We start from the raw sequence: 26,418 nt of genomic DNA on the forward strand, positions 1-26,418 counted from the left end.
AAGCATAGATAAAAAATTTACAACGCTAATACTAACTACATATAAATTAATTAGATAACCCACCGTATCTCCGGTTTCGTTGTTGGAAATGATCAATTGCAAGTGAAAAATCCGCTTCTTGAAAATCTGGCCACAATACATCTGTAAACCAAAACTCAGTGTAAGCCAATTGCCAAAGCAAGAAATTGCTTAACCGTTTTTCCCCTCCTGTACGAATCAAAAGATCAGGTTCAGGCATCTGTGCTGTATATAAATAATTTGAAAAACGCTGTTCATCAATTTTATCGATGGTTAATTTCGTATCTAATAAATCTGTATACATCTCTTTCATTGCCTGTATAATTTCATGTCTCCCACCGTAATTGAGCGCAAAGTTTACTTGTAAGCCATCATTGTTTTGGGTACGATCAATTGCATATTGAACAGCTTCTCGTGTATATTCAGGTAGTTTTTCCATATCTCCAATAACATTAATACGCACATTGTTAGCTATCAAATCAGGTAAATAGATTTCTAGAAATTCTTTTGGTAGCCTCAAGATAAATTCCACCTCTGACTTGGGACGTTTCCAATTCTCCGTAGAAAAGGCGTAAAGAGTTAATATTTCCACCTCATATTTCACCGCTGCCTTTACAATTTTCATCAGTGAAGATAGACCCTCTTTATGACCAGCAACCCGTACGAGTCCTCTGTTTTTCGCCCAACGCCCATTCCCGTCCATTATAATTGCAATATGTTTTGGCGTATTCTCTGTAGAAATTTCGGGCGATTGTTTTGCTTGCTTACTTTTTATAAAAGGCAGTTTAATAGCCATTGCCACACTCCTCATCTTGTCACTACTCAAGTTCATATTTATTCTGATTCATCATCACTTCGATACTCTAAAATATCACCCGGCTGGCAATCTAACACTTTACAAATTTCATCTAGCGTTGAGAATCTGATTGCTTTTGCCTTTCCATTTTTCAGTATCGATATATTTGACATCGTAATGCCAACCTTCTCAGACAATTCTGTCACACTCATTTTTCTTTTTGCTAACATCACATCAAGATTTACGATAATTGCCATTCATTCCACCTCAGACCGTTAAATCATTTTCTTCTTTATAATCAATCGCCTTTTGTAGGAGTCTTTGGAGAACAGAAGCAAAGACTGCAATAGAAAACGAAGCACCAATAATGACAATGCCTATCACAATAACCCCAGGTGCATCATCCCATTCTGCGACGATGTATAACATCGGTAGCGTCAGAACATATAAACCACTAATTATTTTGGCGTAGTTTTTTACTTTGGTTAAAGCTGTGACAGCCACTTGTGAAAATGCTTGATCCTTCTCAATATAAGTCAATAATTTTACCGTTTGATACAAAGCTAAACAAAATGGAACTGCAGTCACGTACATGACAAGTACAATACCAAGAATAGCATATCCGATTGAATCACCGTCTGTGACAAAACCAAATGCACCGCCTGCCATTTTCGGCAATACATATAGGCCCAAAAATAAAACTGGAATTGTCATCGCAATAATAATGACTTTCAAAAACATCGTTGAAACTTGCCTCATCGATCCAACACCTCATTTAATCATTTTTCACATTGATTATAAATTATTATTTATCGTTTATCAATAAATATTTGATAATAATTAATAAATTGTTGTTGTCTTGAGGTTAAAACTTTTGTCGCTCTTAGTCGATTGGAATAAAAATAACAGTATGTGCATTAAAAAAACGGGCCTACACATGGTAAGGCCGTTATTGTGGATAGGTTACACTAAGTTGAACAGATTTCTTAAGGTCACGAATATTAAGTTATTAACTGCTCGTAGGAGAGAATAAACATGACAAGAAGAAAAACGTCGAACTTTTACAAACACATTTAAAGAACAAGTGGTTCATTTAAAGAAAAGGACAAACGTACATCTGAACAAGAAGAACTTATTCGACTTAGAAAGCAAAATAAGCAACTCGCAATGGAAAATGATATTTGCGCTAAAGAAAAAGAGTAACTAAACGACCAATCGTTAAGTTACTCTAAAATGCAAGCAGCGCTGATCATGGGACGAAAATAAATGTGATTAGAAATAACGCACATAAATATTCGGTAACAGCAATGTGTAGCTTACTACAAATCCCTAGAAGTACGTATGACTATGTAGCAAAACAGCGTGTGACCGTCAAGTAAAAAGACACAATTTCTGCTCGTTAATTTGAAACACTTTCTTGCCCAAATATGGTTGACCTATGTTTCATTCGATAGCTGTCTTCATTTATATGAATGATTTCAACACGATGTAAGATTCTATCTAAAATGGCAGTTGTAATTGCTTGATCTCCTAATAATTCACCCCATTCTTTTGGGCCTTTATTTGATGTGAAAATAAAGGACCTAGCGAATGGGGAGAGTTACTGGGTGATCCAGCGATTACCGCAGCTATTCTAGACCGAATTATCCATCGATCAGAGGTAATTCAACTTGGAGGCGACAGTTATCGATTAATACATCGTCGTTCAATATTTAATGGTAAAACTGGTCCAAGAAAACATCCGCACCTCCAAGTGTTCAATTTAACTTGACAGTTACATACGGAAAATGTAGAGATACATAGGTGTCATAACTGTTTTGTTTGTATTATCAAATGAAGCTTTTATGGTATGTCAATGTTGTCGCAGTCGGTAACCCATGCAGAGTGATGAGGGAAATTAATGATAGGGACATGAAGTATTACTATAAAGACTTAGAAATAGATATAGAATAAATTTAAAAGAACCGAACAGTCTAATTACATGCTTATTGGATCTATTCATGCTAGACTTAAGATAAGAAATTATTGGAGGATGATATTATGAACCAAGTACTCGTTGAGATTTGCCTGCGTGTCAGAGATATTGATGCTACTTTAGACTTCTATACGAATTTATTTGATTTCGAAGTCGCCAGTCGCAGAGAATTTCCTGAAGATAAGTTTGATTTAATTTATCTAAATTCTCCCGGCTCTAACGTACAGATTGAACTCACTTACAATTACGATGCCGAGCCTTATAATGTTGGAAATGGCTTCAGTCATTTAGGCGTAACTGTCAACGACTTAGAAAAAATGCATGACATATGTAAAGCTTCTAAGTACGAGACAGGTGAATTAAGAGGACTTGCAGGCGGTACACCAAGCTATTTCTTTGTAACCGACCCTGATGGTTATCGGATTGAAGTTAAGCGTGCAAAATAATTTTGTGAAGATTATAAAAGTAAGCATGTTGCCAACAGCCAACATGCTTACTCTTTTTATTCCCTTTTATCAACACTCAAAGCAACTTGTAAATTCATTACTTTCTAAAAGCTCATTTATTTATGATAAGGCTCTTGCCGAATTAAAAGGTGATCTTGCTTTTAGTGTGGATAGTGAAGCGACTCGCCAGTTGGTCTGATGAGTGTTGCTTTTCTTTGATTTCAATTGTGATCAGGTAACTTGACGCTTTACTTTAAAGATTTTACTTTTAGGCACACTTGGGTCATGGTAGACGACGTAAGCTTTTGAAAAGCGATGTAAGTATTCTTCTTCATGAGACTTAGGCGTAAGGATGATCATCTTTCGCTTTAATTCTTGTTCATATAGTTCGAACACTTTATCTTTTCGGCTTTCGTCTAGGGCACTATCGAATTCGTCTAACACAATATAGCCTGGTGAGGATTCAATTGTCTGGAGCAAAGCGAGTGCGAATAGCAAGGAACTGAGCGACTCTTCTCCACCTGATACCCCCCTTCCAACTTTCCCACCTCTGGCCTTTTCACTTACATCCTCGAGCTTGCCACGATGTCCTTCTTTTCTTGCTTTAATATATAAGCGATAGCGTGTTTGTCCATGGCGATCGACCAGATAATCCCACTCAATATTTCCTTCAAAAGAAAATAGGGACATGTAGTGAACAAACTTTTGATTCACACCGAGCATTCTCATACTGATCGTATTTTCTAAGTCTTCTTTAAAGTGTTCCATCCGTTCACGATATTGATCTAATAAAATTTTCGATTTTTTCACTTCATTGGCGGATGTGTCGTATTCTTCTTTCATCTTTTGATAGTTTTCCGGCGCTGCTTCGTCAATATCTGTGATACTTAAAGCCAGTTCATATGTTGCTTTGCCACGCTCACGCATCTCCTCCGCTTGTGATCGCGTGAGTTTAGGCTCCTCATCTTCGAGTTCATAACTCGCTGATGACTCAAGCCTGTCCAAATCTTGCTTTGTTTTTGAAAAAACTTCTTCATTTGTAAACCGCTCTTCTGTTCGATCCTGGATCTGCCGTTCAATCTGATCGATTTCTCGCGCTTGCGATTGAATTCGGTCATCAATATCTTCAATTGAGCGGTTGAGGCGACGTCTTTTTTGTGTTTCATCTTCAAGTGCTTCGTCTATCTCTGTTAATTGTTTCGTTAATTTTTGTCGATTAGATTGCAATTGTTTGATTTCTTCATCTAATCTTTGAACTTCTTCGATCTTATCTTGTTCTTGTTCATATAAAAGATAGGTTTCATAATACATCTGGTAAGTATTCAGCTCTTGTTGCCACTTGGCTCGATCTGTTCGAGCCTGATCTAATTCAGCTTCAAGGTCATCTTTTTGATCAAGTAAATCCTTCCGTTCAGCCACTAATTTCCTCTGTCTTTCTTTCCTTAATTCACGTTCATTTTCTTTTGTTAGAAAAGCTTCTGCGTGTTTTAGTGATTCACGTCGATTAAATAAGGTCATATTTTGTTGATTGAGTTGTTTCACCTTTTTCTCAAATTGATTTATTCTGTCATTTGTTTGATCGAGTTCTTTTTCAACATCTTCTCGGTACACCTGAACCATCTTCTCATTTAAAATCAAACGTTTCTCTTCTTGAGGACCACGAACACCCCTTTGATCGATCAGCTTTCCCCGGTCAATGTTCGGCTTTTCTTCTTCAAAAAATGTTCGTGTCCAACATAATGCTTTAACGGCGAATGCGTAGAGATCATCAGTTAATCCTGCTTTTACTTTAATGCGTTGTTCTGGCAGATGCGTTAGTGATTTATCTGGAATAATGTTTGGTAATGAGACATGATAAAGGTCATTTGGTGCGTTAAAAATCTTTTTATTGACAAAAAGCGTATATTTAATCGTGTCAAATAACTGTTCATCGCTCGCTTTCGCAGATGAATCAAGCTCTAGTAATTCCCGCATTGGATAAACGACGATATTCTGATTTTTAAAGTAGTTAATCGATTGTTCTTGTCGTGAACTGATGAGTTGATTTTTCTTAAGTGCCTCTAACTCTTTTGTTAATTCTATTTGTTTTCTTCTTAAATCAATTAAATCATTTCGATAGCGATCAATATTGTTATCATTCATTTCAATTTCTTCTTGAACTAATGCGCTACTTTTATACGTATCGATTAAGTCTTTCACCTGGTGGTACTTCAGCTCATCTTGTTTGATTTGTTCATTTAAAGTGGCAATCGTCTGATTTAAGTCTTCGTTTACTTTTGCGTTAATTACTTTGATCTTCCGCTCTAGATCATCAATCGTCTTTGACAGTTGATTGACTGTGGTTTTGGCATTCGTTAATTGTTGTTCCACATCTTTTCTTGATTGCCCTATCCGATCGACTTCTTTGCTAATATGATCGATCTCACTAGAAATTGTATCTCGTTTCGCTTGACGATCTTTTAACTGATTGATCAGTGCCTTTCGCTTGTGATCTAACGATTCATTTTGTTTATTGAGCTCATTTATTTTCTCTTCCAACAACTGATCTTGATCATTTTTTTCATGCCATTTGCTTTCTAATGCTCTTTTAAGATCATTTGTTTCCACTCTTGACTCTTCTAATTGCTCGATCTGTCCTTTTAGACTATTGATCTGATCCAAATAGTATGTTTTTAACCATTTCAGTGCTACTCTATATTCGATATAGCCTCTTTTCAAGCGTCGATTACGATCGAGGTATCGATCGAGTTCACCTTTTTTCTGTTGCAATTGCAATTTATTTAAACCTTGTTTACTCTCTGCTTCTTCAAGTGTGAGCTCTGTCTCTTTCACGAGCGCTTTACTTTCTTCCCAATTTTTCTGAATTTTATCAATCCCGTTCATTTCACTAAAAATGCGAAAGCGCTCTTCAGGGTGCATCTCTGCAAATTGATTGACTTCTTTTTGATACCAAATCAAATAATAAGCATCAGGATCGACCGCATACTTGTGGATAATTTGTTGTTTATATTCGGTAAAATTATACTTACCACCAGACGTAAACTTCGTCGAGCGTTCCCACTCGTCAATCACATCGCCTTCTTCAATATAAAATTCTCGCTTAATTGGCTCGCTAGGTTTCTGCTCAATATCGAGACGGAATTGAACATATTGAGGAGCATCAACCTTTTTAGCGCCATCATTTTTAAATAGTAGATCAATCTTAGCGTGCCACGTTTGATCCGTAGGTAAATTGTTCGATTTTAACCCATCAATCACAACTTTACCTGAATAGAGTACGGCTCCCATACAAAAGGTAATCGTTGATTTTCCTGCACCATTTGGCCCCGATATTAAAATATGATCCGACTTGTCGGAAAAATCAAGATCGATTGCAGGGTAATCACGAATGCCTGTGAATCTAAGTCTCCAAGGGATCATCGGCTATATCTCCTTTCAAGTTATATCTTTTGAAGAATCGAATCACATCTTCTAGATGCAATTGATTGGATTGACTGAATTCCGTATACCTACGTAAATAAGAATCTGAAAAAAGATGGGCCCCGATTGCAGTCAATTGATAAGCATCTTCACCCTTATTATCATCATAATCATCAATCGCACCAATCTTTTTTAAAGGATCTAAATTCGCTTGTATTTTACGGGTAATTTGTAAAGATTCATGACCAAAACTTTGAATTAATTGTGAAAAGAGCGTGTATTCATTTTGCAACACTTCTTGATGATAAAAAATAAACATTAAAATGGCTAAGCTCTCTTTACTCAACACATTTCGCGCTTGTTTGGCTGGAACACGCATTAAAGCGACGACTTGATTTCGCTGTTTGTCATAGATAACCTTCATATAACGACTCACTGCGCCATTAACCCGCTTTAAAAAAGACTGAAACGCATGTTCATCATTACCAATCTCAAGTAATCGTTCAACTTCCTTACGGGACAAGCCAAAGTTCCCTCTGCGAATCGTTGCTGATGATGAGAAAAGTATTTGCATAAAGGTCAATTCTTCTAGCTTTGTTAAATAGCCTTTTACAGATTGCATCGCTGTGAGTGGATTAAGATTTTCCACTTCCACCTCTTCTTCGCTTGCTAATTCCATAGCCTCCTTGTTCATCATCAATCCACCTCCAATCTCTATTTTCATGATCTTGCTTAATTTTCTTATTTGCCTTTTCATCAAGATCTGCTTTCTTATTGCCAATCAATGCAGATGCACCAATCAAACCATTTAAAACATCACTCCATGATGATGACCCCGCTTCAACAATTAATTCATCTAAGCTTGCTTCCTCTACTTCATCCAAGTAATTTTCGAGTCGCTCTGTATGAATCATTTGTTTGGTCATTTGCCACTTAGCCTCACCCATTAAATCATCAAGCTCATCCTCCATCACTTCATCAAGTTCAGGAAAAAACTCCTCCACAACAACTTCAATCGGTTCTGTCGTCGGTTGATAGTTTTCTAAATAGTCAATCCCAATATCGACTGTCTCTGGTGAGATCGGGCTAGCAAACTTGATCGGAACCCACATGCCATCCATCGCTTCATCTTCATATTGATCTTGTTCCATAAAGCTTAAAATCTGGTGAGCATTTGGAATATCAGAATCGACTGGTGGGTTAAATGTCCGCTCAATAAATTGCCTTAATAGGTCAGGTTGAATCGTTCGAATCACATCGGTTTCTCGTAAATGGGCAAATTTCAGAATTTTATTAATCGTTCCTAGACTGATCTTTGTCCCCTCGCTAATCGCAGTGATGCCACGCTGTTTAATGGTACTAAAGATAAGTTCCTGGTCTAACGTTTCAAACATAGCTAGGCGCTCTTCCATCTTTACTTCCAATTCCTGCATCAGTTGGTGAATGACCTCAACTTGCATCAATGCATTTCGATCTGCTAAGTATTCCAACTCTCGTTCAATTAAAAGTTCAGTTGCTTCTTCAACGTTTCGGATCATACTCGCAAGTTTATTGCCACCAGATATGCCTTTATCATCATAGGCCTCACTAAGTTCGGCATCTCTTTTTGCTTGAAATAAGGAACGGGCAACTTCATCATTCAAATAATAAGCAAGTGAGTCATTTGCTAGACGAATCAAGCTATCAATCATTCGTTTTCCAAGATCCCGCATTTTAATCCTACGGGATGTTTTTGTCACCCAGTTATATTTTCCTAACACATAGATGAGATGTTTTACAAAACCTAAGGTGATCTCTTCGTCATACTCATAAATGTGCCGATATCGATAAAATATTTGCTCTTCATCTTCAAGGGCATCGGTTAGTCCGAGTGCCTCTAAATTGATCAGCTGAATCACACGTAAAAACCGGAGCACTTGATGTGGTGATTGAAAGTAATCTTTATCACTCAGTTCTTTGAGCACCCCTGAAAAAGAAACGATATCACGCATCGATTGTAAGAGTTCCGGTTGATCAACATCTGTCTCAAAAACAGAAATCAATCGTCGATCCACTTCTTCCACCACTCAACACCTCCCATCTCCTGTTCTTGTTCTTCCCTATTTATCTTCATAGCTATTTGATACTTGTCCTCGAATTCCATCTGATTTGTCGTAACATCTAACGGCGGAACAACCCATTTTATTTTTGTATTACTTGCTCGAACAAGGTCAGCTGCGTCCTTAGCAATCACCAACCCCGCCTCATCAATATCTGTCCAAATGATCACTTGCTTCACATTTTTCATCAAATATTGAATCAATTGTCGATGGCTCGAGCGTAACTGACCGTCGATTGCAAGAATAAAACTCTTCGACGCTTTTATAAAGTCAATCTCATAAGCCATGCGTGTCAATACCCCTCTATTCTCAACAAGCCAAATAACGTCAGCTGTTGTCTCAAATCGGTCAGTAAAAACAGCCAAATCCGTTGTTGCATGGATGCTTCCATAACGATAGTTAGCTCGCGGACTTTTCATTTCTCCTGCAAAGTAAATGGGGGTAATCGTTCCAAGGCTTGTTAAACCAAATAAATGAAGAGGACGTCCCAATAACACTTCCGCTTCTTGAATCAAATCGCTTTTATATGAATCAAACACTTTAGATCCACCGATATATTGGAAGTAACGCGCACCGATTTCTTTCCAATCAAATTGCTGTTGGTCACTCGATATTTGATATAAGGCAAGCAAGAAATGTAAGTATGTAAGTTGTTTCTTAAAACGCCAACCAACATTTAAGGATTCTATGTGATCTAGGTTATGATCGATTGCTAAAATGACATCACTAGCAAGTTTACTTAGTACATTATTTAATCGTCTTAATAAATCAAGACGTTCGAGACTAAGTCCTTGCTCAGGATGTTTTGTTTTTTGCCATTTATTTAACCATGACCGCATCGAATCATTACGCTCTTCTAACATTTTTGTCGTTAGCTTTTGTAGAAATAAAAATAAAGGATAACCCATCCGGTATTGTTCACGATCAATGGTTCGCTCATCTTTTTTCAATCGATATTCCCTTATCACCCAGCCATTTCTCATCCATTCATATGCCTTTTCCTTATCATTTAATTGTCGTTTAACATTCGGGGTAGGGAAAGTACTGATTAATGTCTCTGGCGGGACCCCTGACTCTTTAATACCTATCGTTAACTTAGCGACGATTCTTCGCGTTCGAGCCGTACGTTTGATGACATCAAGGTGGATCACATCATGGTTATCCTCACTGTCCAATTGATGGAGTGTCTCTCCTTTTAACAAGATATATTCATTTATATAATCAAGCCAAGCTTTTGACATCACTTTTATCACACTCCCTATCCTCCTATTTTAACATAGTACAGTGTAGTTTATTGTTAAGAAGCGAGCATAAAATGGTCTGCTTTAGATTTTATTATTAGTTTGTTGAGCATTTATTTAAACGCTATTATCGAGGAACGAACATAATTGAACGTTCAGAGGGTGAAGGCTTAGGAATGAATATTGCTTATGGAGTTGTCGATTTGCATAGCGGAAAAATGGAGGTTCACTCCAAACAGCATGAAGGGACAACGATTACGATTATCCTGTGAAGGAACTTTGATGAAATGTTCATGTGCCGTTTATCTTAAGCAATATAGAATCAGAGCACTTGTCTTTGTTTTGGCACAAGCGCTCTGATTTGCTAAGATTTAAATGATCGGATAAAAACTGCAAAATTTTCTAGCATAATAATTCTTAATATACACTGCTACCTATTACTTAACTTGATTTATCTAAACATTTAACCCCGAAAATTTCGTTAGAACCTCTCACTCGTACAGCTAATATTAAATCAAACTTTCTGGTAGATAATATTCACAATATAACTTCCTTCGTTTCTACATTGTAATCAAATCCGACTTGATCGCCAGGTTCAGCACCTAGCTTTTCCCTTATCATAGCAGGCAGTGTAATTTGTTTTTTAGAAGATAAAGTTGAATATACAACCTTCTCATTGGTTTTCCTGGATTCTACCACAACGAACACCCCCTTTACTTTTAATTTACCTTTACTTATACATAAGATAAAACGACTGTCTTTAGTTTATTTCGATCTTACATTTACAACTTATCGCTAATCCTTTATAGAGAAATCAATTTAAATACTTATGGGGTGAAAAATGAACAATGAAACCATTTAAAACTTACGAGTAGCAATTATCTTATTCATAAGATCTCAATTCAGCTACAAATACATATGAAGAAAATGGGACACTAATCAATAAAAATGCCCGAGGAAAATTAAAATACCTCGGGCAACCTCTTATTTTTCATAATTCTCTTTTACTTATTTCCTATAATCAACACCTGATCTTGTTCATAAGCATCCATAGCTAAATATATCTCTTCATTAGATCCTATCATCACTACAACACCATAGCCAAAGAGCAACTCCATCTCCCACTTTATATTTCCTTCTGTATCTAAAGCAATTAATGCACTTATCCCAGCAAAATAAGAAGTCCCTTCCGAATCTACAGTTATCTCGCCAAAATGATTTAAGTGCTCAGACTTCCAGACCTAAATTAAATGCATATACGTGGGGATGAAACAAGCCAATCAATAATCCTTCCTTAGATAGTGCCAAACCATGATAAGAAGATAAACTAGTCTCTTCATCTAACTCATCAAAATAATCCTCTCCAAAATTCCGCATTTCTTTCATACGATCATCAGCCATTGTAAAACCTTTGACTAGATATTCATTTAAGCGAGCAGTTACCCACTGACGAAATTGGCTGCCTCGATGGGAACGAACTCGGTAGCCAATTGCGAGAATCATTTCAAGGTTGTAGAAAGATACCTCACGTTCAACCTCTCTTTCCTTCAGTTTGAACTATTCGGTTTTTCCGAATAGTTGACGATTCTTGAAGTTCACCTTCTGCATATATATTTTTAATAATGCTCATTAATTGTGTTTACACTTTTTTGATATAATTCGGCAATTGCTTTTTGTGTCATCCAAACGGTTTCATTTGCCAATCTAACATCAATTTTTGTATTTCCATCCTCAGTTTGATAGATTAAAATGTTTGTTTCATTCTGCATTCTAGTCACTCCCATTAAAAAATTATTACCCTTCTTTTCTATGTATTATTATACCATTTTCAACACTAGATACTTAACAAAAGTGGAATGCTTATTCGTATCAATTATGACTTACCTTTGTACGAAAACGCCCCCTCAAACTTTTTAGAGGGTGGTCAACTAAACTATTATTTAATTTGTTCTAATATCGTTTCACTTAATTCAACTTCCACTCTTTGCTTTACCACTATTTATGATACGGTTCACCGTGGTTATTTGAGAGGCAAAAAATAGACACTGGAGTATAAATCCAGTGTCTTCAATAACAACTCTACCCTTTTCTGAATAAAGTTGCTATAATTCTTCATTAAGTTCTTTCTCCGCCTGACAACGACTTATTCTATTTCCTTTTCTTCAATATATATTTCAACTTTATTATCTTCTATTTTTGTATCAATTTCCACATTATCCGAATAATTGTGTATATGAATTTGGGGCATTTGCTCTTTATCATTCGGAACTACCCCTTTAATAGTAATTATAAATCCAACTACTGATATTATAAAACCTGCTACAGTCATAATATCTTTAGCTTTTTCAGTAGTAATTACATTCCATAGCTTTTGCAAATGTGCAATCAGAGTTGTGTAACATTCAACGAGTATTTCTAATTGTTCCTCATAATAATCTTTTGTTTCAACAACATTTTCAAGATTTTTTGTGTTCTCTAAATAATCAATACCCGCCACTACTACAGCAAAATAATACCCATTATCTTGAAAACCATTTGTGATTCCCTTCAATCTCTCCGCTAAGTTTGAAATCTGTCTATAAGTTGATGTATCAAATGCTTTGCCCAATCTTTGCACTGCTTCTGTAGCCTGTCTATAAGCCGATGTATCAAATGCTTCGCTCAATTTTTGTACTGCCTCTGTAGCCTGTCTATAAGCCGATGTATCAAATGCTTTGCGCAATCTTTGTACTGCCTCTGTAGCCTGTCTATAAGCTGATGTATCAAATGCTTTGCTCAATCTTTGTGCTGCCTCTGTAGCCTGTCTATAAGCCGATGTATCAAATGCTTCGCTCAATCTTTGTGCTGCCTCTGTAGCCTGTCTATAAGCCGATGTATCAAATGCTTTGCGCAATCCTTGTACTGCCTCTGTAGCCTGTCTGAAAGCTGTTGGCTCATACGTATTTGGTAATTTTCTTATTTGTCTATCCATTTTTTCAACATCTTTAATGCTACTCATCAGCACATCTCCCCTTCGCATTAGTCTCCCAAATAATAACTATATATTACTAGTATAAACTTAAAATTGTCCCTTTGTAATATAATGAGAAACAGAAAATCCTCCTAATAAAAGGAGGATTGAAACTATTCATAATAAGAATCCATTCTCATTTCAGATTCCATTTCATTTCTCATTTCAATTAAATGTTGATAGTGCATTGATAAGTCATCCAGATTCTTAAATATTTCATTGAATACTACAATAAAGTTAGTTAAATCAACGACAACATTATCGAACTCATTTATATAAAACTGTGGCTCTTTTTCTCTAGTTAGTGAATATCTTGCAAAAGTAATATCCGAAAAACTTTTTCCTTCTTTATTTTGAATTTCAATTTTTTTATACAACTCATTTATGTACTTTGTTAATTTCCCGAAAAAATGTTCATAATCCAATTTATTTTCAAATTCTTTTTCTAATCTTTTGACTTCCTTTAATAAGGTTTTAAGATTATGAGAGTTTTCATAAGTTTTTCCATTCGCTAAGAGGGTATTTAATGTCCATATTAATAATTTTAAATAAACTTCAATTGCATGATTTGCATTAAATAAGATTGGAAATATTAATGAATCCGCTTCTTTACCTTTATTATTATTTTCTAAGATTTGTTTAACCAATACTAATGAAGAATCAGCAAATCCTTTAGCAATTACATGCATATTATGTAAATGATCATGGTGACTTGTACGCCAATTCATATATGCTGTTTTATTAATATCTGTATTATATGAAAAAATATCTTTCATAATAGATTTCTCCCCATTTTCTTTTAAAAGTTAGATTTAGCATATCATACAGCAAATTTAGTTACTAGTTTATCTATTATATAAATATAGCTCAAGAATGCTCATTTATGGAAGATTGACCTTTTTGAAAATCAAACTTTAATCAACCAGAAGGTGTCGTTGTAAACATCTGTCATTTACTGGTTCATTTTTTATCATTCAGTGGTAAAAAGTATGGCAACGTTAGTACATTTCCTTGGCTGTAATCATTTACTACCTGTTCGAACGTAAGCAACACAATTCATAGAATTATTCTATCATCTTAATAGTAATATTTTTGATAGTTACAAAAGAAATTGTTTAATAAAAATATAAACGACTTTCCCTTAGTCAACTTTTGAAATATCTATCATATTTTATCTTCCAAGTAATATATTTATAGAAAAATAGGGAGGGAACACATTGCTAAAAAGGTTTTTTAGAAAAAGAAAATATACCAAGGAAGAAAGAATTGTGAGACTTTTTGTTAAGGCGGCAAAAAAGAGTAGGAGAGAAACTAGTGCGAAGTTCATTGGTATTAGAAAAGCCGATTAAATAAAAATGCACAACAAGACCCTAGATTTGCCAATATTTCTAGGGTCTTGTTGTGCCATATAATCACATTTATTCAATATATAAGAAAAGATGTACTATTCTCATTAAAGCATTACTGACCAATACGTATAATTTTAAAGAGAACAGGACTTTTAAGGGAAGTTAATATGCATTAAAGTCAGAACTTTATTCAACTGGCTCACTAATCTTTGATGATAATAGAGAAACATCTCTTCTGCTATTTTTTATTTCCAGATTGCTCAAAACTTTATGCTCCGTCTCTGGTGTCCAGTATATTTTTAATTTTTCCTTTGCGCGAGTTATTGCTGTATAGAATATGTTGTGAGTAATCATTTCTTCAATTTCATCTGTTATAACAATTTTAACAGAATTGTATTCCAGCCCCTGTGCTTTGTGAATTGAAACAGCATAGGCAACCTGAAACGGAACCACAGCGTCTGATGATAAATCGTCATCTTCATCAGTGCTTCTATACTTATTAACAAAAAAGCGTATAATTGAATTTCCATTATCAGAACTACCTATCAGCTGAAAATCATACCCCGCTGCATCCAACTGATTTATTACTTTATCTAGTTCAATATCGAATTGTATTTTATCATTAAATATTTCTATACCTACTATTTTCCCTTTTAAGTTGTTATAAATTAAAGGAGCAAATCTTTCAGACTCATTAAACAAAATAGGATCATTGACCTTATAGGTTTGGATACCCCAGTAATAAGCATAGTTTCCATTGCTACTTTGCAAAAATCGATTAATATTGTTTATTCCATAAAGACCATCATAATTTAAACATAGTATTATTTCATCTTCTCCAGAATGTTCAAATATCGACTCATTTAGGCTGATAGAATAATTATTTTTGGTAATGTGTTCCAATAAATCCTCATCCATGTTCCTAACCTTATTCCACAAAGTAAGCAACTTAGAATTACTAGTTCGATAAGGCTTTGTTAACTCAAATACTGATGTTTTAGGAACAAAGGAACGAGCAACCTCAAACCAATTTCCAAAGACTATTGAGTCGATTTGATAAACATCTCCAACTAAAACTAATAATTTGAAGGATGCCTTTCTTATCACTTTAAGCATATCTGAATTACTAACTGTACTACATTCGTCAATAATCAATAAATCAAAATCTGTTTCACAACTCCTTTGTGCTATGAATTTTGCAATAGTTTTAAAAGTACCATTAGCAGCATTAACTCTCCTTTTTAAGTTATCTACTGCTGGATTAGTGTTTGCCAAATATAGCTTCTTTTTATCATTAAAAAAATTAGAGATATGATTTATCATAGTAGATTTTCCAGTTCCAGCAGAACCGTATATAAAAGCTACTTTGGAGTTCTCAAACATTTTATTTAAATAAGATTTCTTCTCATCACAATCAATATCATAGGCGGAAGATTGCAACCAAAATTGAACAGAGTTTGAGTAATTATCTATACCAGATGAAGCTAACTCTTTAAGATTTTGAATTATACTTTGAGTGTCCTCTTCATAACCATTTATATAAATATAATCTTTGTAATTCTCTAACCTTCTATGTTGATGCTTATAATATAACTTACTGTTATAGATCTCCATAAAACCATCAATATCATCAAAACTTGTAATATCGTTCTTAGGAGTATATAATTGGCCTTTTACTTCTGTATTATTTTTAACAAATCTTGCAAAAATCTCATGACCTCGATTAGTTGTATCTATGCAGTCAAGCAAATCCGAGATTTTAGGATTATGATTTCTTAATGAAGTATTTAACGGCATTTTTTCAAACGGTATACATCCATAAGCAAGATTTAGATTTGATAATACTTCGCAACCTCCGGAATTATATTGCTGCTTGATAATCTTGTTATTTAATCTGTAAAGTAAATATCTAATTACATTACTTCCTAAACTATTATTCTTTGCCAATTCACGGCATTTATCTAGTACTTCAAAAAAAGGAGAGACTTTAGATTCTTGAGCTACATGGCTCTTAATACTCATATATTCACTTTCTGATGAATCAATGACTTCAACTAAATTCTGTCCTGTTTCAGTTAGATATCTCATCAACCCTCGATACTCAGTATGTCCACTTTGTATTTTAGGATTAAACCCAAAAATTTTTGCAAAATTATTTAGTTCACAAGGACGAATCGAAACTTCCCATCCCTCAATAATTAATATCGGCATTTCTTTTCCTAAAATTTTTACAGAATCACTCTTTATTGAAAGTTTAACAGCATAGTTGTGTGTTAGATCTAGTTTTGTGAATGCAATAATTCTATCAAACTTACTTGCTCTATCATTAGCAAGAGTTAGAGTCACTTCATAATAAACATTATAATCTACGAAAAATGGCTTTATTCTTTGGATATAATACCGTTCTTTATATATGCTATTGGTTCTAGTCAAAGATAGTTGATTTATTTTATCCGAGATTTTTTCATAATACTCTTTAAGATTTGAATCTATATTAATAGGGTACTCATCTATGTTAGTTAGTACATCGAGATCAAATTCAACTTTTAAAAACTTTTTTATTTTAAGTAGGTACTCATAGTACTTCAGCATTAGTCTCTCGGAATTTTCTTCATTGAGGGTATAATGAGAAGCTGTAATCTGTAAGAGCTTATGGAATTTATTCAAAAACTTTAAATTACCTTTAGATTTAACATAATTATTTGCTTTCCCTATATTTTCATAGCTGTTCTCAATATCTTGTCCATTGGCGTACGCTTTTAATGATATATGTTCAACAAAATTTCTAAGCTGCGATAGAATGTTTTGTGATAATAACCCTCTATCAGATGAATCAAATCTATCAATATTTCTGCAAATAACTTTATCAATATTTAAGATTTCTAAATCAATACTATTCAAAGATATCCTCCTTAATTTTCATGCATAGCTAATAAAACTTAAATAAAATGGCAATCTCCTTACCTGCTCTTTAGGCCCAAACTAGAAACTTACAATAACATTTTCCATTTTTCGCTACACACTGTTCTCAATACGATTGTATTAAAATTTAAAGCCAGCCGCTTTTTCATCTAAGCATTCTAGAAAGGTAAGTCATCATCATCCAGTGCATATATTACCTTTACATTATTTAATCTTGATTTAATATTATTGAATACAATCTTCTGCTGAAAAGGAGTAAACCTTCGTAGCATCTCAATAAATTCAATAATTACCTCAACACTAATAAATGGTTTTGTAGAATAGTTAAAGCTATTATTAACAAAAGTCCCTATTAATTGCGCGTTATCTTGTATTAGATATTCCAATGCACTATCTTCAACTATTTTTAATAGACCTTTCATAATTTCATCTTCATTTTCTAGTGGTTTATAATCTGAAGTAAAATGGTTTACAGCGGCCATCAAATTATCTGCAAATGTAGTATATATTTGTCTGTCCTCATCTGAGAACATTTCAGTAATCAATTGACTACTATAAACTTCTCTTAATACAGATTTAAAATCACTAAATCTCTCAGCTCTAGAAATCTCAGTCATTTTCTTTAGTATTGTCTTATGCTTAAATCTTTCAATCTCATTACTTAATAATTGAGTAAATAGACTCCCAATATAAAAAATCTCTGTTTGGTGATCATACAATGAACCATTTTGGATTTCTTCAGGATGATTACTATATGGCCAGTTTAATACTATACTATGTCCTCCTATTTCATTAGCATCTAGCTTTTTACCAAATCCAAAGTCAATTACTTTCACATTATTATTTTCATCAATTAATATATTTGAAGGTTTTATATCTCTATGTAAAACTTTTATCTTTTCTAAATAAGCGAAGGCTTCCAAGACTTCCACAAATATCTTTTCCCAAGGTTTTTGAGAACTTATTGGATTATACTGATCAATCGGAATACCATTAATAAATTCCATTTCAATATAACCCGTTTTGTATTCAGGATATAAATAATAATTGTATATCCTCACAATGTTAGGATGTGAAACTTTAAAAAGTATTTTAATTTCATTAATGAATCTACCAAAGCCATCTTCTGTATCATTCTCGAACACTGGATTATACTTTTTTATAGCAAATAAAGTATCTGTTAGTTCCTCTTTAAACAATTCTGTCTGCCCTGTACCCCCATTCCCTAGATTTCTTACATATTCTAATGATTTTATTTTATCAAATTCAACTACTTGTCCTTCTTTCAACAAAGTAATCTCTCCTTTTTGGATATTTGAGTCTAAATTAAATTACGTACTGTTTATTTTTCTACAGATTGTCATGGTATAAAAAAATGCCAGTCATCCAAAAAAGGTTTATCCACTAAACTCTTTCTAAAATGACTGACATTCGCTGTTATAATCTATATTCACCTTTTGATTCCGCTGCCTGCTGTATATCCCAATCCCTTACTTCTGTATGCTCCGCCATCAACTCCGCTTGATGCATAACAGTATCTAATGCCTTTTTTGCTTGATCTGGTGGATAGTCATACTTTCTTAATAGTCTCTTAATGATTCTCCTCATACCTGCACGTGCGCTTTTTCTTACATGCCAATCTATCGTCATGTTACGTCTGATTGCTTGCGTTAACTCATTAGCTATTTTAAGCAATACCTCATCATCCATTAACTCTTTTACAATAGATTCAGAAGTTAAAGCGTCGTAGAATGCAATCTCATCATCATCAAGCCCAAGATCTTCTTCCTCTTGGCGAGCTTTTTTCATGTCTTTAGCCATTTGAATTAATTCTTCCATTACTTCGGCATTGGTAATGGCTTGATTTTTATATTTATTCAATGATTGCTTTAGCTTTTCTGAGTATTTTTGGGATTTTACAAGATTGCGTTTTTCCATTGTCTTAATATTGCCTTCAAGCAATTTTTTAAGCATCTCAACGGCTAGGTTTTTATGTTCGTATGAACGCACTTCTTCTAAAAATTCCTCTGATAAGATGGAAACATCAGGATGTTTCAAGCCCATTACTTCAAAAACATCTACAGCTTCTTCTGAGATAATGGAGCGTTCGCGTAATTGGCTTACACGAGCTTCTACTTCTTTCTTTGACTTACGCTTTGGCTGTTTTTCTTGGAGTTTGTTTAAACTCGCTTTAACAGCTTTAAAATAACTGACTTCCAGAGCAACCTCTTTTCCCTCATCTGTTGCCGCACAAAGTGAGTGAGCTTTCGCTAGTTCTGTTGCTATCTGTTTGCATTCCTTTTGTACCTTTTCATTCTTACCAAAGATAACATTCATTCCACCAGTAATTGCACGAATACGTCCAGCTTGTGAAGTCCTCATATATGCAGAGTAGTCATAGCCATGCATTATATCTTGAAGTATCTCTAACTTCTCTTTCATAACTGCAACTGCAGCAGATGTATCAATACCTGTTGTTTTCTTATCGCTATCCGTATACTGTTATAATACTTTGTTTAATCTATCTAATATACCAATGCAATCAATGACAACTCCACCTTATCTACCACAATTTTTGCCTCTATTTGTGGTACGGTTCCCCCCTATTTATCCTAAATGCTCTATATACCTGTTCTAACAACACTAGTCGCATGAGTTGATGTGGTAATGTCATTTTTGAAAATGATAGGGCATAGTCACTTCGTTTCATTACCGCTTCACTTAAGCCTAACGATCCGCCAATCACAAAAGCAATTTTACTTTTTCCATGTGTAGCTAGCTCGTCTAGCTGGCTTGCAAGTTGTTCAGAAGAAAGTTGCTTGCCTTCGATTTCTAATGTGATCACATAGGTGTCAGCTGGTATTTTTGCTAAAATTCGCTCACCTTCTTTGTCCTTGACCGCTTGCATTTCTGCTTCTGATAAAGTTTCTGGTGCTTTCTCATCAGCAACTTCGACTAATTTTAAGTTTGCATATGATTTGAGTCGCTTTGCATATTCGTCAATTCCGAGTTTTAAATATTTTTCTTTTAGTTTTCCGACACTGATAATTGTGATATTCATTTATTTCCTCGCTATTTGTCATTTCTTGTTTGTCTTTAATTATTATTGTACCACTAAAATCCATTATTTCCACATTATCATTAGTTTTTCCATGCACTTTTGCATATACGAGTGGGAATTATCCTCATTCAGAAATATTTTCTGAATAATCAATCCTTTTAATTGAGAATCGTTATCATTTGTTGTATATTAGGGTTTACTCTTTAATATCATTGTTTGGGGGGAATGGATGATGAAAATATATTGGACTAAAATAAATGAGATTATTGATGAGACAGCAGAGATTAAGACGTTTTTACTCGACTGTCCGGAAGATTTTGATTGGGAAGAAGGTGCACATACGCACTTTGCGCTCAAAGGTTTCAATGAGGGAGAGCGTCCAAATCGTAGTCTTGTCAGACATATGTCGATTTCAACTTTACCAAGTGAAAAGTCAATTGGCATTACGACGCGCATTCGTAAAGATTGTTCTGAGTTTAAATCCATTTTGAGAACATATGAACATGGTCAGGAAGTGGCTTTATTCAAGACACATTCGAATGTACCTTTAAGACGCGAGCAAAAAAATATTTACCTTTTATCATCTGGGGTCGGACTGGCTACATTTAGGCCGCTCGTATTAGAATATTTCAACCGTCCCGATGGCGTGAAACATGTTCATTCACTCAATGTTGATTCAGGAAGACAATTCTTATTTACCGATCTTTTTAAATCATCGTCTGAGAAAAAATTCACCTCACAGTTTGTGGATAATCGAGTGGATTACTATCGTGAAGTAGAAAAGCTTGCGTCTGATCAGGATGGACTATTCTATGTTGTTGGAAGTGATGAATTCTTGCTTCAGAATATTGACTTATTACGTATGAATGGCATTAAGGCAAATCAGATTATACTTGATAAGCATAAGCGAAGAGTTCCAGAGTTCTTAACGTTTTAACAATTTATCAGGTAGGGTTGTTGTCTTCACGGTCTTGATAAACTATATAACTTGAACAATGTTTGGTACAATATTAGTAAGCAATAATAGGGATATGACAATTGCTATCTTGAACAATCTGAGGAGGGTTATAGTTGAAATATGTCATTATTGGTGGTGTAGCTGCGGGGATGAGTGCAGCGATGGAGATTTACCGAACAGATGATTCAGCTGATATAACTGTACTTGAGCGTGGGCAAGATTATTCTTACGGGCAATGTGGTTTGCCTTATGTCGTCAATGATTTGATTTCCTCAACTGACAAAGTCATTGCACGTACTGTTGAGGATTTTAGAAATAAGTATCAAATTAATGCACGAACAAATACGATTGTCATAGATGTCAACGTTGATCATCAGGAAGTTATTGCAATCGATACAGTTACAAATGAAGAGTTTACAGTTGCTTATGATCGACTGTTAATTGCGACAGGGGCAGATCCGATTAAACCGAACTGGGATGGGATTGATTTAGAGGGGATTCATACGTTTAAAACCATTACCGACACCAATAATTTGCTGAGTGATCTTACTGATGGCGTTAAGCAAGTGACAGTTATCGGGGCTGGTTACATCGGACTTGAATTGGCGGATGCTTTAAAGTCACGAGGACTTGATGTCAGACTCATTCAACGTGAAGATCAAGTGGCTGAAATTTTTGATCGTGATATGGCTGTGCTTGTTCAAAACGAAGCAGAAAAGCAAGGGATAGAGATTATTTTAGAGGAAACGGTAAAAGGTTTTTCAGGAAATGATCGTGTCGAGGCCGTTATGACGGATAAGCAGACGTATCCAACTGATCTTGTCCTGTTAGCCATTGGGGTGAAACCTAATACTGAATTTCTAAACGATACCGGGATTCATATATTACCTAACGGTGCACTGATTGTGAATGCTTATCAAGAGACATCGATTAAACATATCTATGCAGCAGGAGATTGTGCTACTCATTACCACCGAATAAAGCAGCAACACGATTATATCCCTCTAGGGACAACTGCCAACAAGCAAGGACGGATTGCTGGTGCGAATATGGCAGGGCGTCGGATTGCCTTTAAAGGTGTAGTTGGTTCGTCGATTATAAAGTTTTTTGATTTATCGTTAGGACGTACAGGGTTAAATGAAAATGAAGCGAAACAGCTTAATTTACCGTATACCATTATTTCAAGTGTAGCAAATTCTCACGCTGGCTATTATCCAGGTGCAGAAAAGCTTAATTTGAGATTGATCTATCATACTGAAACAAAACAGTTACTTGGTGGTCAAATCATTGGTAAAAAAGGTGTCGATAAACGAATTGACGTTTTAGCAACAGCACTTTATGCTGAGTTAACCATGTCTCAGCTACTTGATCTCGATTTAAGTTATGCACCACCTTATAACGGTGCTTGGGATCCAATTCAGCAATTGGTAAGAAAATCAGGATTAGGTTGATTTTGCAACGTGCTTCTCCATCTGAAGCATGAGTTACGCTCCACCAAATGGATGAAATAAATTCATTCATAAGTCTGTTTTTATTTTCCATTTATTTCGCTATGATTGAATTATCATAGTCGCAGAGGATGTGGAAAAATGAAACGACTAAAGCGAAAACTCAATCAATTTAAACAAATCATGTATTACCGGCTGAGTCGTAATAATGACCACTGTGTCATCGAGCGCAGGTTAGCCAGCTATTATCAAGATCGACAAGTGCAACGGATTAGGCAGCTGTTTTAGTGTTTATTTTTTTGAATGGTCCAAACCACGACCTCACACAAAGTTAATCGAGATCTTGTAGGCTCTGGTTTTAGTCATGAGTTAGTTGCCTTCGAGCCTCATGCTCCAGTTGCTAGGAAATTAACACCTGCTGAATACACATTTTCAGAAAGGCAAGGTACTTTAATTGTCTACTTTAGCTATTTCATTCATGTCCATGAAAACTAAACTATCGTGGCAACCAATATAAAAATATAAAAAAGCATGAGTTTCTGATAATATCCCTTAAGGTAAGTATAGGGATGTTATCAATAAAACTCATGCTTTTTGCTAGATGTTATTTAAGTCTTATAAGTTTGATTCTTCGTTTTCTTCTAGAACTTTTACCGTTACGGATTCAATCCGATTTTCTTCTACACTGTTTACTTTAAAATGTAGATTTTTATAAGTAAATGTCGGCCTTTCATGTTCTGCAAGGATATAACCGAGCTGATCAATTAGAAAACCACTTACTGTATCGTAGTCATCGATTGGTAAACCCACCTTTAGAATGTCTTCAAGCTCCCATAGTCGATATGTGCCTTTCATCTTATATTCATTAGCAGATACTTGTGTAATTTCCTCATCAATGAATCCTGGTTCAATACTCTCACTAGAGATTTCTCCAACGATTTCCTCGATCACATCTTCAATCGTCACTAAACCTTCTGTCCCACCAAATTCATCAAGAACGATTGCGATATGAATATTATTTTTTCTCATATTCGCAAACAAGACATCTATTGTTTGAACTTGAAGTGTAAAATACGGTTCTCTAATAACTTGCTTTAAATGAAAGGTTTCACTCGCTCCTCTTTTAATGTAAGGGAACAAATCTTTTACATGTAAAATTCCAATAATATTATCAATTGATTCTTCATATACCGGAAAACGTGTAAATCTATATTGATCAATAATGCTTAATACCTCATCAAATGAAAGATCGATCGAAAGTGCCGTCATTTCAGTACGGTGTGTTGTGATATCCGAGACATACTTATCGTTAAATTCGAAGACATTTTCAATCATTGTTTTTTCTGTCTGGTTAATCATTCCGCTATCGCCACTAATATCAACCATCATCCGAATATCTTCTTCTGTTGCTTCTTCACTTTTAGCATTTGGGTCAATACCCATCATTTTTAATATCGCATTGATCGAAAATGTTAAAAACTTTACGATCGGTAAACAAATTTTTGCTAGAAGTGAGATAGGACCAACAGCAAATTTTGATATTTGGTCTGCCTTTTGTAAGGCCAATTGCTTTGGAACGAGTTCTCCAAATACTAATGTAAAATAAGATAAAATAATTGTAATCACGACAACAGAAATTGTGTGTAGCACGCTTAAAGACATTGGTGCACCTAAATCAAAGATAAACTGTGCTAATGGCTCAGCAAAGAAATCAGCTGCAAAAGCACTTGATAAAAATCCAGCTAAAGTGATACCAATTTGAATCGTGCTAAGAAACAAGCTCGGATTAGATGTTAATTTATATAGTTTCTTTGCCTTTTTATCACCGGCTTCTGCCTTTCGTTTTATTTTATTAGCATTCACGTTTACAAAGGCAAGCTCAGATGCTGCAAAAAATGCATTGATTAAAATCAATACAATCAGTGTGATTATTGCTACTGTCAAAGATTAAACCCCCGTTTTTAATTAAAAAAATTAAGTAGGTATCAGTTTACCCACATAGAATAAATTATAGCATTTATTTTTTTTGTTTACATTTTTAGTGTAGCAAAGTAATGTAAATTTACTGTAAAGTTCCACATGTATGAGTACTCTTCTAGTTTAGTCCAACCAAATTATTAATTTTAGTAATATTAAAAAATTCTAAAAATTTTTAAAAAAGACTTGCTTTTTAATTTTTGCTCGCCTATAATAAATCCAAGTTCACAAATTATTCAAATTTTTTTAAAAGCTATGATTAGGGAAAGTAAGTATTTTAACGTTTTTCAAAAGAGAGCTTCGGTAGCTGAAAAGAAGCAAAAATGTAGATACTGAAAATGGCCTATGAGCTGGGGGCTGAACGTATAGTCATCTATACAAGTAAGTCACTTCCGAGTGTGGGGACTCGTTACCAAAACCAAAGTATAAAAGCCTATTTTACTGGGTGGAGTACTTATAGAGGCTATTTGTGTAAGCAAATAGTAAACTAAGGTGGTACCGTGTTGATATTAAACCCAACGCCCTTATTGTTCTTAACGGAGCAATAGGGGCGTTTTTTAATCTTTTTAAATTCGAAAGGGGCATGACACAATGAGTAATTTATTAGTTTTTCAATCTGACTTTGGATTAGTAGACGGGGCTGTCAGTGCTATGTATGGTGTAGCAAAATCAGTCAGTCTTGATTTACAATTATATGATGTTACCCATGAAATTCCGGCTTATAATATTTTTGAGGCATCTTATCGCCTCTATCAAAGTACTTCTTATTGGCCTGAGGGGACAGTATTTGTTTCAATTGTCGATCCGGGTGTAGGGTCTGATCGTTTAAGTGTTGTGGCAAAAACAAATGATAATCAGTATATCGTTACTCCTGATAATGGGACACTGACACATTTGGCACAATCTGTAGGTCTAAGTGAAGTAAGAGAAATAGATGAGAAGGTCAATCGGTTACCACGCTCATATGAATCATATACTTTCCATGGTCGGGATGTATATGCTTATACTGGTGCAAGACTTGCATCTAATACAATTACTTTTGAAGAAGTCGGACCAAAGCTTGACGTCGACCAAATCATCCAATTAGAAACACCACAAGTAGAGATTGAAAATCGGGTCATTAAGGGAACTATTGATATTTTAGATGTCCGATTTGGAAACCTCTGGACGAATATTAATAAAGCGTATTTCGAACAAGAGGGTATCCAATATGGAGATACATTAGAAGTATCCATTTATGATCAAAATCGTCAAATTTATAAAAACGTCATGTCATTTGGTAAATCATTTGCAGACACTCAAGTTGGTGAACCGTTACTATATGTTAATTCACTAGAGAAAATAGGCGTTGCTTTAAATCAAGGTTCATTCGCTGATGCGTATCACATTAAAACAGGCTTACACTCAAAAATCCAAATTCGTAAAGCCGCTAAAATCGTTTATAGTTAAAACATTATATATAATGAGTCAATTTCATAATACAAAAATCTAGTTAAGAACACGAACAATTACAAATGAAAATACAATATAATACGTAAATAAAGAAGCCTAATCAAGTGATTGGAACGGCAGGCGGCGACTCCAGCGGGAACAATCGTGTCCGAAGATCCAGTGATAAAAGCTTGAAAAGCTTTTATCAATTAGCTGAGTTTAACGAAGGCAAGCTAAAACCGTCACGTCGTGTGACGACGCTTGCAT

23 protein-coding genes, 5 pseudogenes and 1 other annotated feature are annotated in these 26,418 nt (G+C 34.8%); of the genes and pseudogenes, 10 read left to right on the forward strand and 18 right to left on the reverse strand.

All coding sequences use genetic code 11. The features are described 5' to 3' along the window. Nucleotides 1–46: 46 nt before the first annotated feature. Genes AXY_RS11780 through AXY_RS11790 form a run of 3 tightly spaced genes read right to left on the reverse strand, consistent with a single transcriptional unit; the run spans nucleotide 47 to nucleotide 1,573 of the window. Complete coding sequence (locus AXY_RS11780; RefSeq protein WP_015011052.1) at nucleotides 47–814, reverse strand: isoprenyl transferase; 768 nt, start codon at nucleotides 812–814, stop codon at nucleotides 47–49. A 38-nt stretch (nucleotides 815–852) separates the two neighbouring features. Continuing rightward, nucleotides 853–1,071 (reverse strand): helix-turn-helix domain-containing protein, encoded by a 219-nt coding sequence (locus AXY_RS11785; protein WP_015011053.1) that lies wholly within the window; start codon nucleotides 1,069–1,071, stop codon nucleotides 853–855. 10 nt (nucleotides 1,072–1,081) lie between these two features. After that, nucleotides 1,082–1,573, reverse strand: coding sequence for a DUF2975 domain-containing protein (locus tag AXY_RS11790; protein ID WP_015011054.1), 492 nt, complete (start codon nucleotides 1,571–1,573; stop codon nucleotides 1,082–1,084). Between the two features lie 321 nt (nucleotides 1,574–1,894). On the opposite strand from AXY_RS11790, the pseudogene AXY_RS12860 reads away from it, so the two are divergent. Beyond that, a pseudogene (locus AXY_RS12860) lies at nucleotides 1,895–2,178 on the forward strand (hypothetical protein); the annotation flags it as partial. Nucleotides 2,179–2,213: 35 nt separating this feature from the next. Here AXY_RS12860 and AXY_RS12685 read toward each other — a convergent pair. After that, a pseudogene (locus tag AXY_RS12685) lies at nucleotides 2,214–2,396 on the reverse strand (ATP-binding protein); the annotation flags it as partial. On the opposite strand from AXY_RS12685, the pseudogene AXY_RS12690 reads away from it, so the two are divergent. The 3 genes and pseudogenes from AXY_RS12690 to AXY_RS11800 all read left to right on the forward strand — a co-directional run. Then, nucleotides 2,388–2,585: pseudogene (locus AXY_RS12690) on the forward strand (ATP-binding protein); the annotation flags it as partial. The pseudogenes AXY_RS12685 and AXY_RS12690 overlap by 9 nt on opposite strands. A gap of 269 nt (nucleotides 2,586–2,854) precedes the next feature. After that, entirely contained in the window at nucleotides 2,855–3,235 is a 381-nt protein-coding gene (gene gloA / locus AXY_RS11795; protein ID WP_015011055.1) for a lactoylglutathione lyase, read from the forward strand. After that, nucleotides 3,213–3,434: a hypothetical protein gene (locus AXY_RS11800; RefSeq protein ID WP_172635014.1), complete on the forward strand. Its 222-nt coding sequence runs from the start codon at nucleotides 3,213–3,215 to the stop codon at nucleotides 3,432–3,434. The genes gloA and AXY_RS11800 overlap by 23 nt, the downstream gene beginning before the upstream one ends. Before the next feature lie 32 nt (nucleotides 3,435–3,466). On the opposite strand, the gene AXY_RS11805 is transcribed toward AXY_RS11800, so the two are convergent. Genes AXY_RS11805 through AXY_RS11820 form a run of 4 tightly spaced genes read right to left on the reverse strand, consistent with a single transcriptional unit; the run spans nucleotide 3,467 to nucleotide 10,007 of the window. Next, a complete protein-coding gene (locus tag AXY_RS11805) occupies nucleotides 3,467–6,655 on the reverse strand; it encodes an AAA family ATPase (protein ID WP_015011057.1) in 3,189 nt (1,062 codons plus the stop codon). Next, complete coding sequence (locus tag AXY_RS11810) at nucleotides 6,636–7,349, reverse strand: hypothetical protein (RefSeq protein ID WP_051007556.1); 714 nt, start codon at nucleotides 7,347–7,349, stop codon at nucleotides 6,636–6,638. Before AXY_RS11810 ends, AXY_RS11805 begins: the two co-directional genes overlap by 20 nt. After that, nucleotides 7,291–8,718 carry a hypothetical protein gene (locus AXY_RS11815; RefSeq protein ID WP_015011059.1) on the reverse strand — a complete coding sequence of 476 codons (1,428 nt, stop codon included), beginning with the start codon at nucleotides 8,716–8,718 and terminating at the stop codon, nucleotides 7,291–7,293. Before AXY_RS11815 ends, AXY_RS11810 begins: the two co-directional genes overlap by 59 nt. After that, nucleotides 8,694–10,007: a toprim domain-containing protein gene (locus AXY_RS11820; protein WP_015011060.1), complete on the reverse strand. Its 1,314-nt coding sequence runs from the start codon at nucleotides 10,005–10,007 to the stop codon at nucleotides 8,694–8,696. Before AXY_RS11820 ends, AXY_RS11815 begins: the two co-directional genes overlap by 25 nt. Nucleotides 10,008–10,114: 107 nt before the next feature. Here AXY_RS11820 and AXY_RS13235 point away from each other — a divergent pair. Next, nucleotides 10,115–10,267, forward strand: a pseudogene (locus AXY_RS13235) (ATP-binding protein); the annotation flags it as partial. A 265-nt stretch (nucleotides 10,268–10,532) separates the two neighbouring features. Here AXY_RS13235 and AXY_RS12870 read toward each other — a convergent pair. From AXY_RS12870 to rlmH, 9 genes and pseudogenes are all read right to left on the reverse strand, one after another. After that, nucleotides 10,533–10,694: an AbrB/MazE/SpoVT family DNA-binding domain-containing protein gene (locus AXY_RS12870; protein WP_015011062.1), complete on the reverse strand. Its 162-nt coding sequence runs from the start codon at nucleotides 10,692–10,694 to the stop codon at nucleotides 10,533–10,535. 528 nt (nucleotides 10,695–11,222) lie between these two features. After that, on the reverse strand, nucleotides 11,223–11,498 hold the full coding sequence (gene rhuM / locus AXY_RS13045; protein ID WP_015011063.1) for a RhuM family protein: 276 nt from the start codon (nucleotides 11,496–11,498) through the stop codon (nucleotides 11,223–11,225). Nucleotides 11,499–11,611: 113 nt separating this feature from the next. Next, nucleotides 11,612–11,764, reverse strand: coding sequence for a hypothetical protein (locus AXY_RS13050; protein ID WP_015011064.1), 153 nt, complete (start codon nucleotides 11,762–11,764; stop codon nucleotides 11,612–11,614). A 374-nt stretch (nucleotides 11,765–12,138) separates the two neighbouring features. Next, a complete protein-coding gene (locus tag AXY_RS11835) occupies nucleotides 12,139–12,993 on the reverse strand; it encodes a hypothetical protein (RefSeq protein ID WP_015011065.1) in 855 nt (284 codons plus the stop codon). A gap of 125 nt (nucleotides 12,994–13,118) precedes the next feature. Beyond that, nucleotides 13,119–13,781 (reverse strand): hypothetical protein, encoded by a 663-nt coding sequence (locus AXY_RS11840; protein WP_015011066.1) that lies wholly within the window; start codon nucleotides 13,779–13,781, stop codon nucleotides 13,119–13,121. A 759-nt stretch (nucleotides 13,782–14,540) separates the two neighbouring features. After that, nucleotides 14,541–17,255, reverse strand: a complete 2,715-nt coding sequence (locus AXY_RS11845) for an ATP-dependent DNA helicase (RefSeq protein ID WP_015011067.1) — start codon at nucleotides 17,253–17,255, stop codon at nucleotides 14,541–14,543. 179 nt (nucleotides 17,256–17,434) lie between these two features. Then, nucleotides 17,435–18,565 carry a protein kinase family protein gene (locus tag AXY_RS11850; protein WP_015011068.1) on the reverse strand — a complete coding sequence of 377 codons (1,131 nt, stop codon included), beginning with the start codon at nucleotides 18,563–18,565 and terminating at the stop codon, nucleotides 17,435–17,437. A 148-nt stretch (nucleotides 18,566–18,713) separates the two neighbouring features. Continuing rightward, nucleotides 18,714–19,835: pseudogene (locus AXY_RS11855) on the reverse strand (DUF3387 domain-containing protein); the annotation flags it as partial. 22 nt (nucleotides 19,836–19,857) lie between these two features. Beyond that, nucleotides 19,858–20,337: a 23S rRNA (pseudouridine(1915)-N(3))-methyltransferase RlmH gene (gene rlmH, locus AXY_RS11860; protein WP_015011070.1), complete on the reverse strand. Its 480-nt coding sequence runs from the start codon at nucleotides 20,335–20,337 to the stop codon at nucleotides 19,858–19,860. 232 nt (nucleotides 20,338–20,569) lie between these two features. Between rlmH and AXY_RS11865 the strand changes: the two genes are divergently transcribed. The 4 genes from AXY_RS11865 (at nucleotide 20,570) to AXY_RS12880 (ending at nucleotide 23,238) form a co-directional block, all read left to right on the forward strand. Next, on the forward strand, nucleotides 20,570–21,274 hold the full coding sequence (locus tag AXY_RS11865; RefSeq protein WP_041450202.1) for a ferredoxin reductase domain-containing protein: 705 nt from the start codon (nucleotides 20,570–20,572) through the stop codon (nucleotides 21,272–21,274). A gap of 134 nt (nucleotides 21,275–21,408) precedes the next feature. After that, nucleotides 21,409–22,746, forward strand: coding sequence for a CoA-disulfide reductase (locus AXY_RS11870; protein WP_015011072.1), 1,338 nt, complete (start codon nucleotides 21,409–21,411; stop codon nucleotides 22,744–22,746). 138 nt (nucleotides 22,747–22,884) lie between these two features. Further along, entirely contained in the window at nucleotides 22,885–23,031 is a 147-nt protein-coding gene (locus AXY_RS12875) for a hypothetical protein (RefSeq protein WP_155835513.1), read from the forward strand. 15 nt (nucleotides 23,032–23,046) lie between these two features. Continuing rightward, complete coding sequence (locus tag AXY_RS12880) at nucleotides 23,047–23,238, forward strand: hypothetical protein (protein ID WP_015011073.1); 192 nt, start codon at nucleotides 23,047–23,049, stop codon at nucleotides 23,236–23,238. Nucleotides 23,239–23,358: 120 nt separating this feature from the next. Here the strand turns inward: AXY_RS12880 and AXY_RS11875 are convergent, their stop codons facing one another. Beyond that, complete coding sequence (locus AXY_RS11875; RefSeq protein WP_015011074.1) at nucleotides 23,359–24,687, reverse strand: hemolysin family protein; 1,329 nt, start codon at nucleotides 24,685–24,687, stop codon at nucleotides 23,359–23,361. A 279-nt stretch (nucleotides 24,688–24,966) separates the two neighbouring features. After that, nucleotides 24,967–25,249 (forward strand) — a binding site (T-box leader). 62 nt (nucleotides 25,250–25,311) lie between these two features. On the opposite strand from AXY_RS11875, the gene AXY_RS11880 reads away from it, so the two are divergent. Next, the gene (locus AXY_RS11880) at nucleotides 25,312–26,169 is read left to right on the forward strand and encodes an SAM hydrolase/SAM-dependent halogenase family protein (protein WP_015011075.1); all 858 of its coding nucleotides are present in this window, start codon (nucleotides 25,312–25,314) and stop codon (nucleotides 26,167–26,169) included. The last annotated feature ends 249 nt before the right edge of the window (nucleotides 26,170–26,418 follow it).

This window comes from Amphibacillus xylanus NBRC 15112, assembly GCF_000307165.1.
In the GTDB taxonomy this organism is placed as follows: domain Bacteria; phylum Bacillota; class Bacilli; order Bacillales; family Amphibacillaceae; genus Amphibacillus; species Amphibacillus xylanus.

Coding starts and splice junctions, on each gene's coding strand:
- AXY_RS11805 (WP_015011057.1), bottom strand. CDS start 6,655: ATGATCCCTTGGAGACTTAGATTCACAGGCATTCGTGATTACCCTGCA.
- AXY_RS11835 (WP_015011065.1), bottom strand. CDS start 12,993: ATGAGTAGCATTAAAGATGTTGAAAAAATGGATAGACAAATAAGAAAA.
- AXY_RS11840 (WP_015011066.1), bottom strand. CDS start 13,781: ATGAAAGATATTTTTTCATATAATACAGATATTAATAAAACAGCATAT.
- rhuM (WP_015011063.1), bottom strand. CDS start 11,498: ATGATTCTCGCAATTGGCTACCGAGTTCGTTCCCATCGAGGCAGCCAA.
- AXY_RS11810 (WP_051007556.1), bottom strand. CDS start 7,349: ATGAACAAGGAGGCTATGGAATTAGCAAGCGAAGAAGAGGTGGAAGTG.
- rlmH (WP_015011070.1), bottom strand. CDS start 20,337: ATGAATATCACAATTATCAGTGTCGGAAAACTAAAAGAAAAATATTTA.
- AXY_RS11780 (WP_015011052.1), bottom strand. CDS start 814: ATGGCTATTAAACTGCCTTTTATAAAAAGTAAGCAAGCAAAACAATCG.
- AXY_RS11880 (WP_015011075.1), top strand. CDS start 25,312: ATGAGTAATTTATTAGTTTTTCAATCTGACTTTGGATTAGTAGACGGG.
- AXY_RS12875 (WP_155835513.1), top strand. CDS start 22,885: ATGAAACGACTAAAGCGAAAACTCAATCAATTTAAACAAATCATGTAT.
- AXY_RS11785 (WP_015011053.1), bottom strand. CDS start 1,071: ATGGCAATTATCGTAAATCTTGATGTGATGTTAGCAAAAAGAAAAATG.
- gloA (WP_015011055.1), top strand. CDS start 2,855: ATGAACCAAGTACTCGTTGAGATTTGCCTGCGTGTCAGAGATATTGAT.
- AXY_RS11865 (WP_041450202.1), top strand. CDS start 20,570: ATGAAAATATATTGGACTAAAATAAATGAGATTATTGATGAGACAGCA.
- AXY_RS12880 (WP_015011073.1), top strand. CDS start 23,047: ATGGTCCAAACCACGACCTCACACAAAGTTAATCGAGATCTTGTAGGC.
- AXY_RS13050 (WP_015011064.1), bottom strand. CDS start 11,764: ATGCAGAATGAAACAAACATTTTAATCTATCAAACTGAGGATGGAAAT.
- AXY_RS11790 (WP_015011054.1), bottom strand. CDS start 1,573: ATGAGGCAAGTTTCAACGATGTTTTTGAAAGTCATTATTATTGCGATG.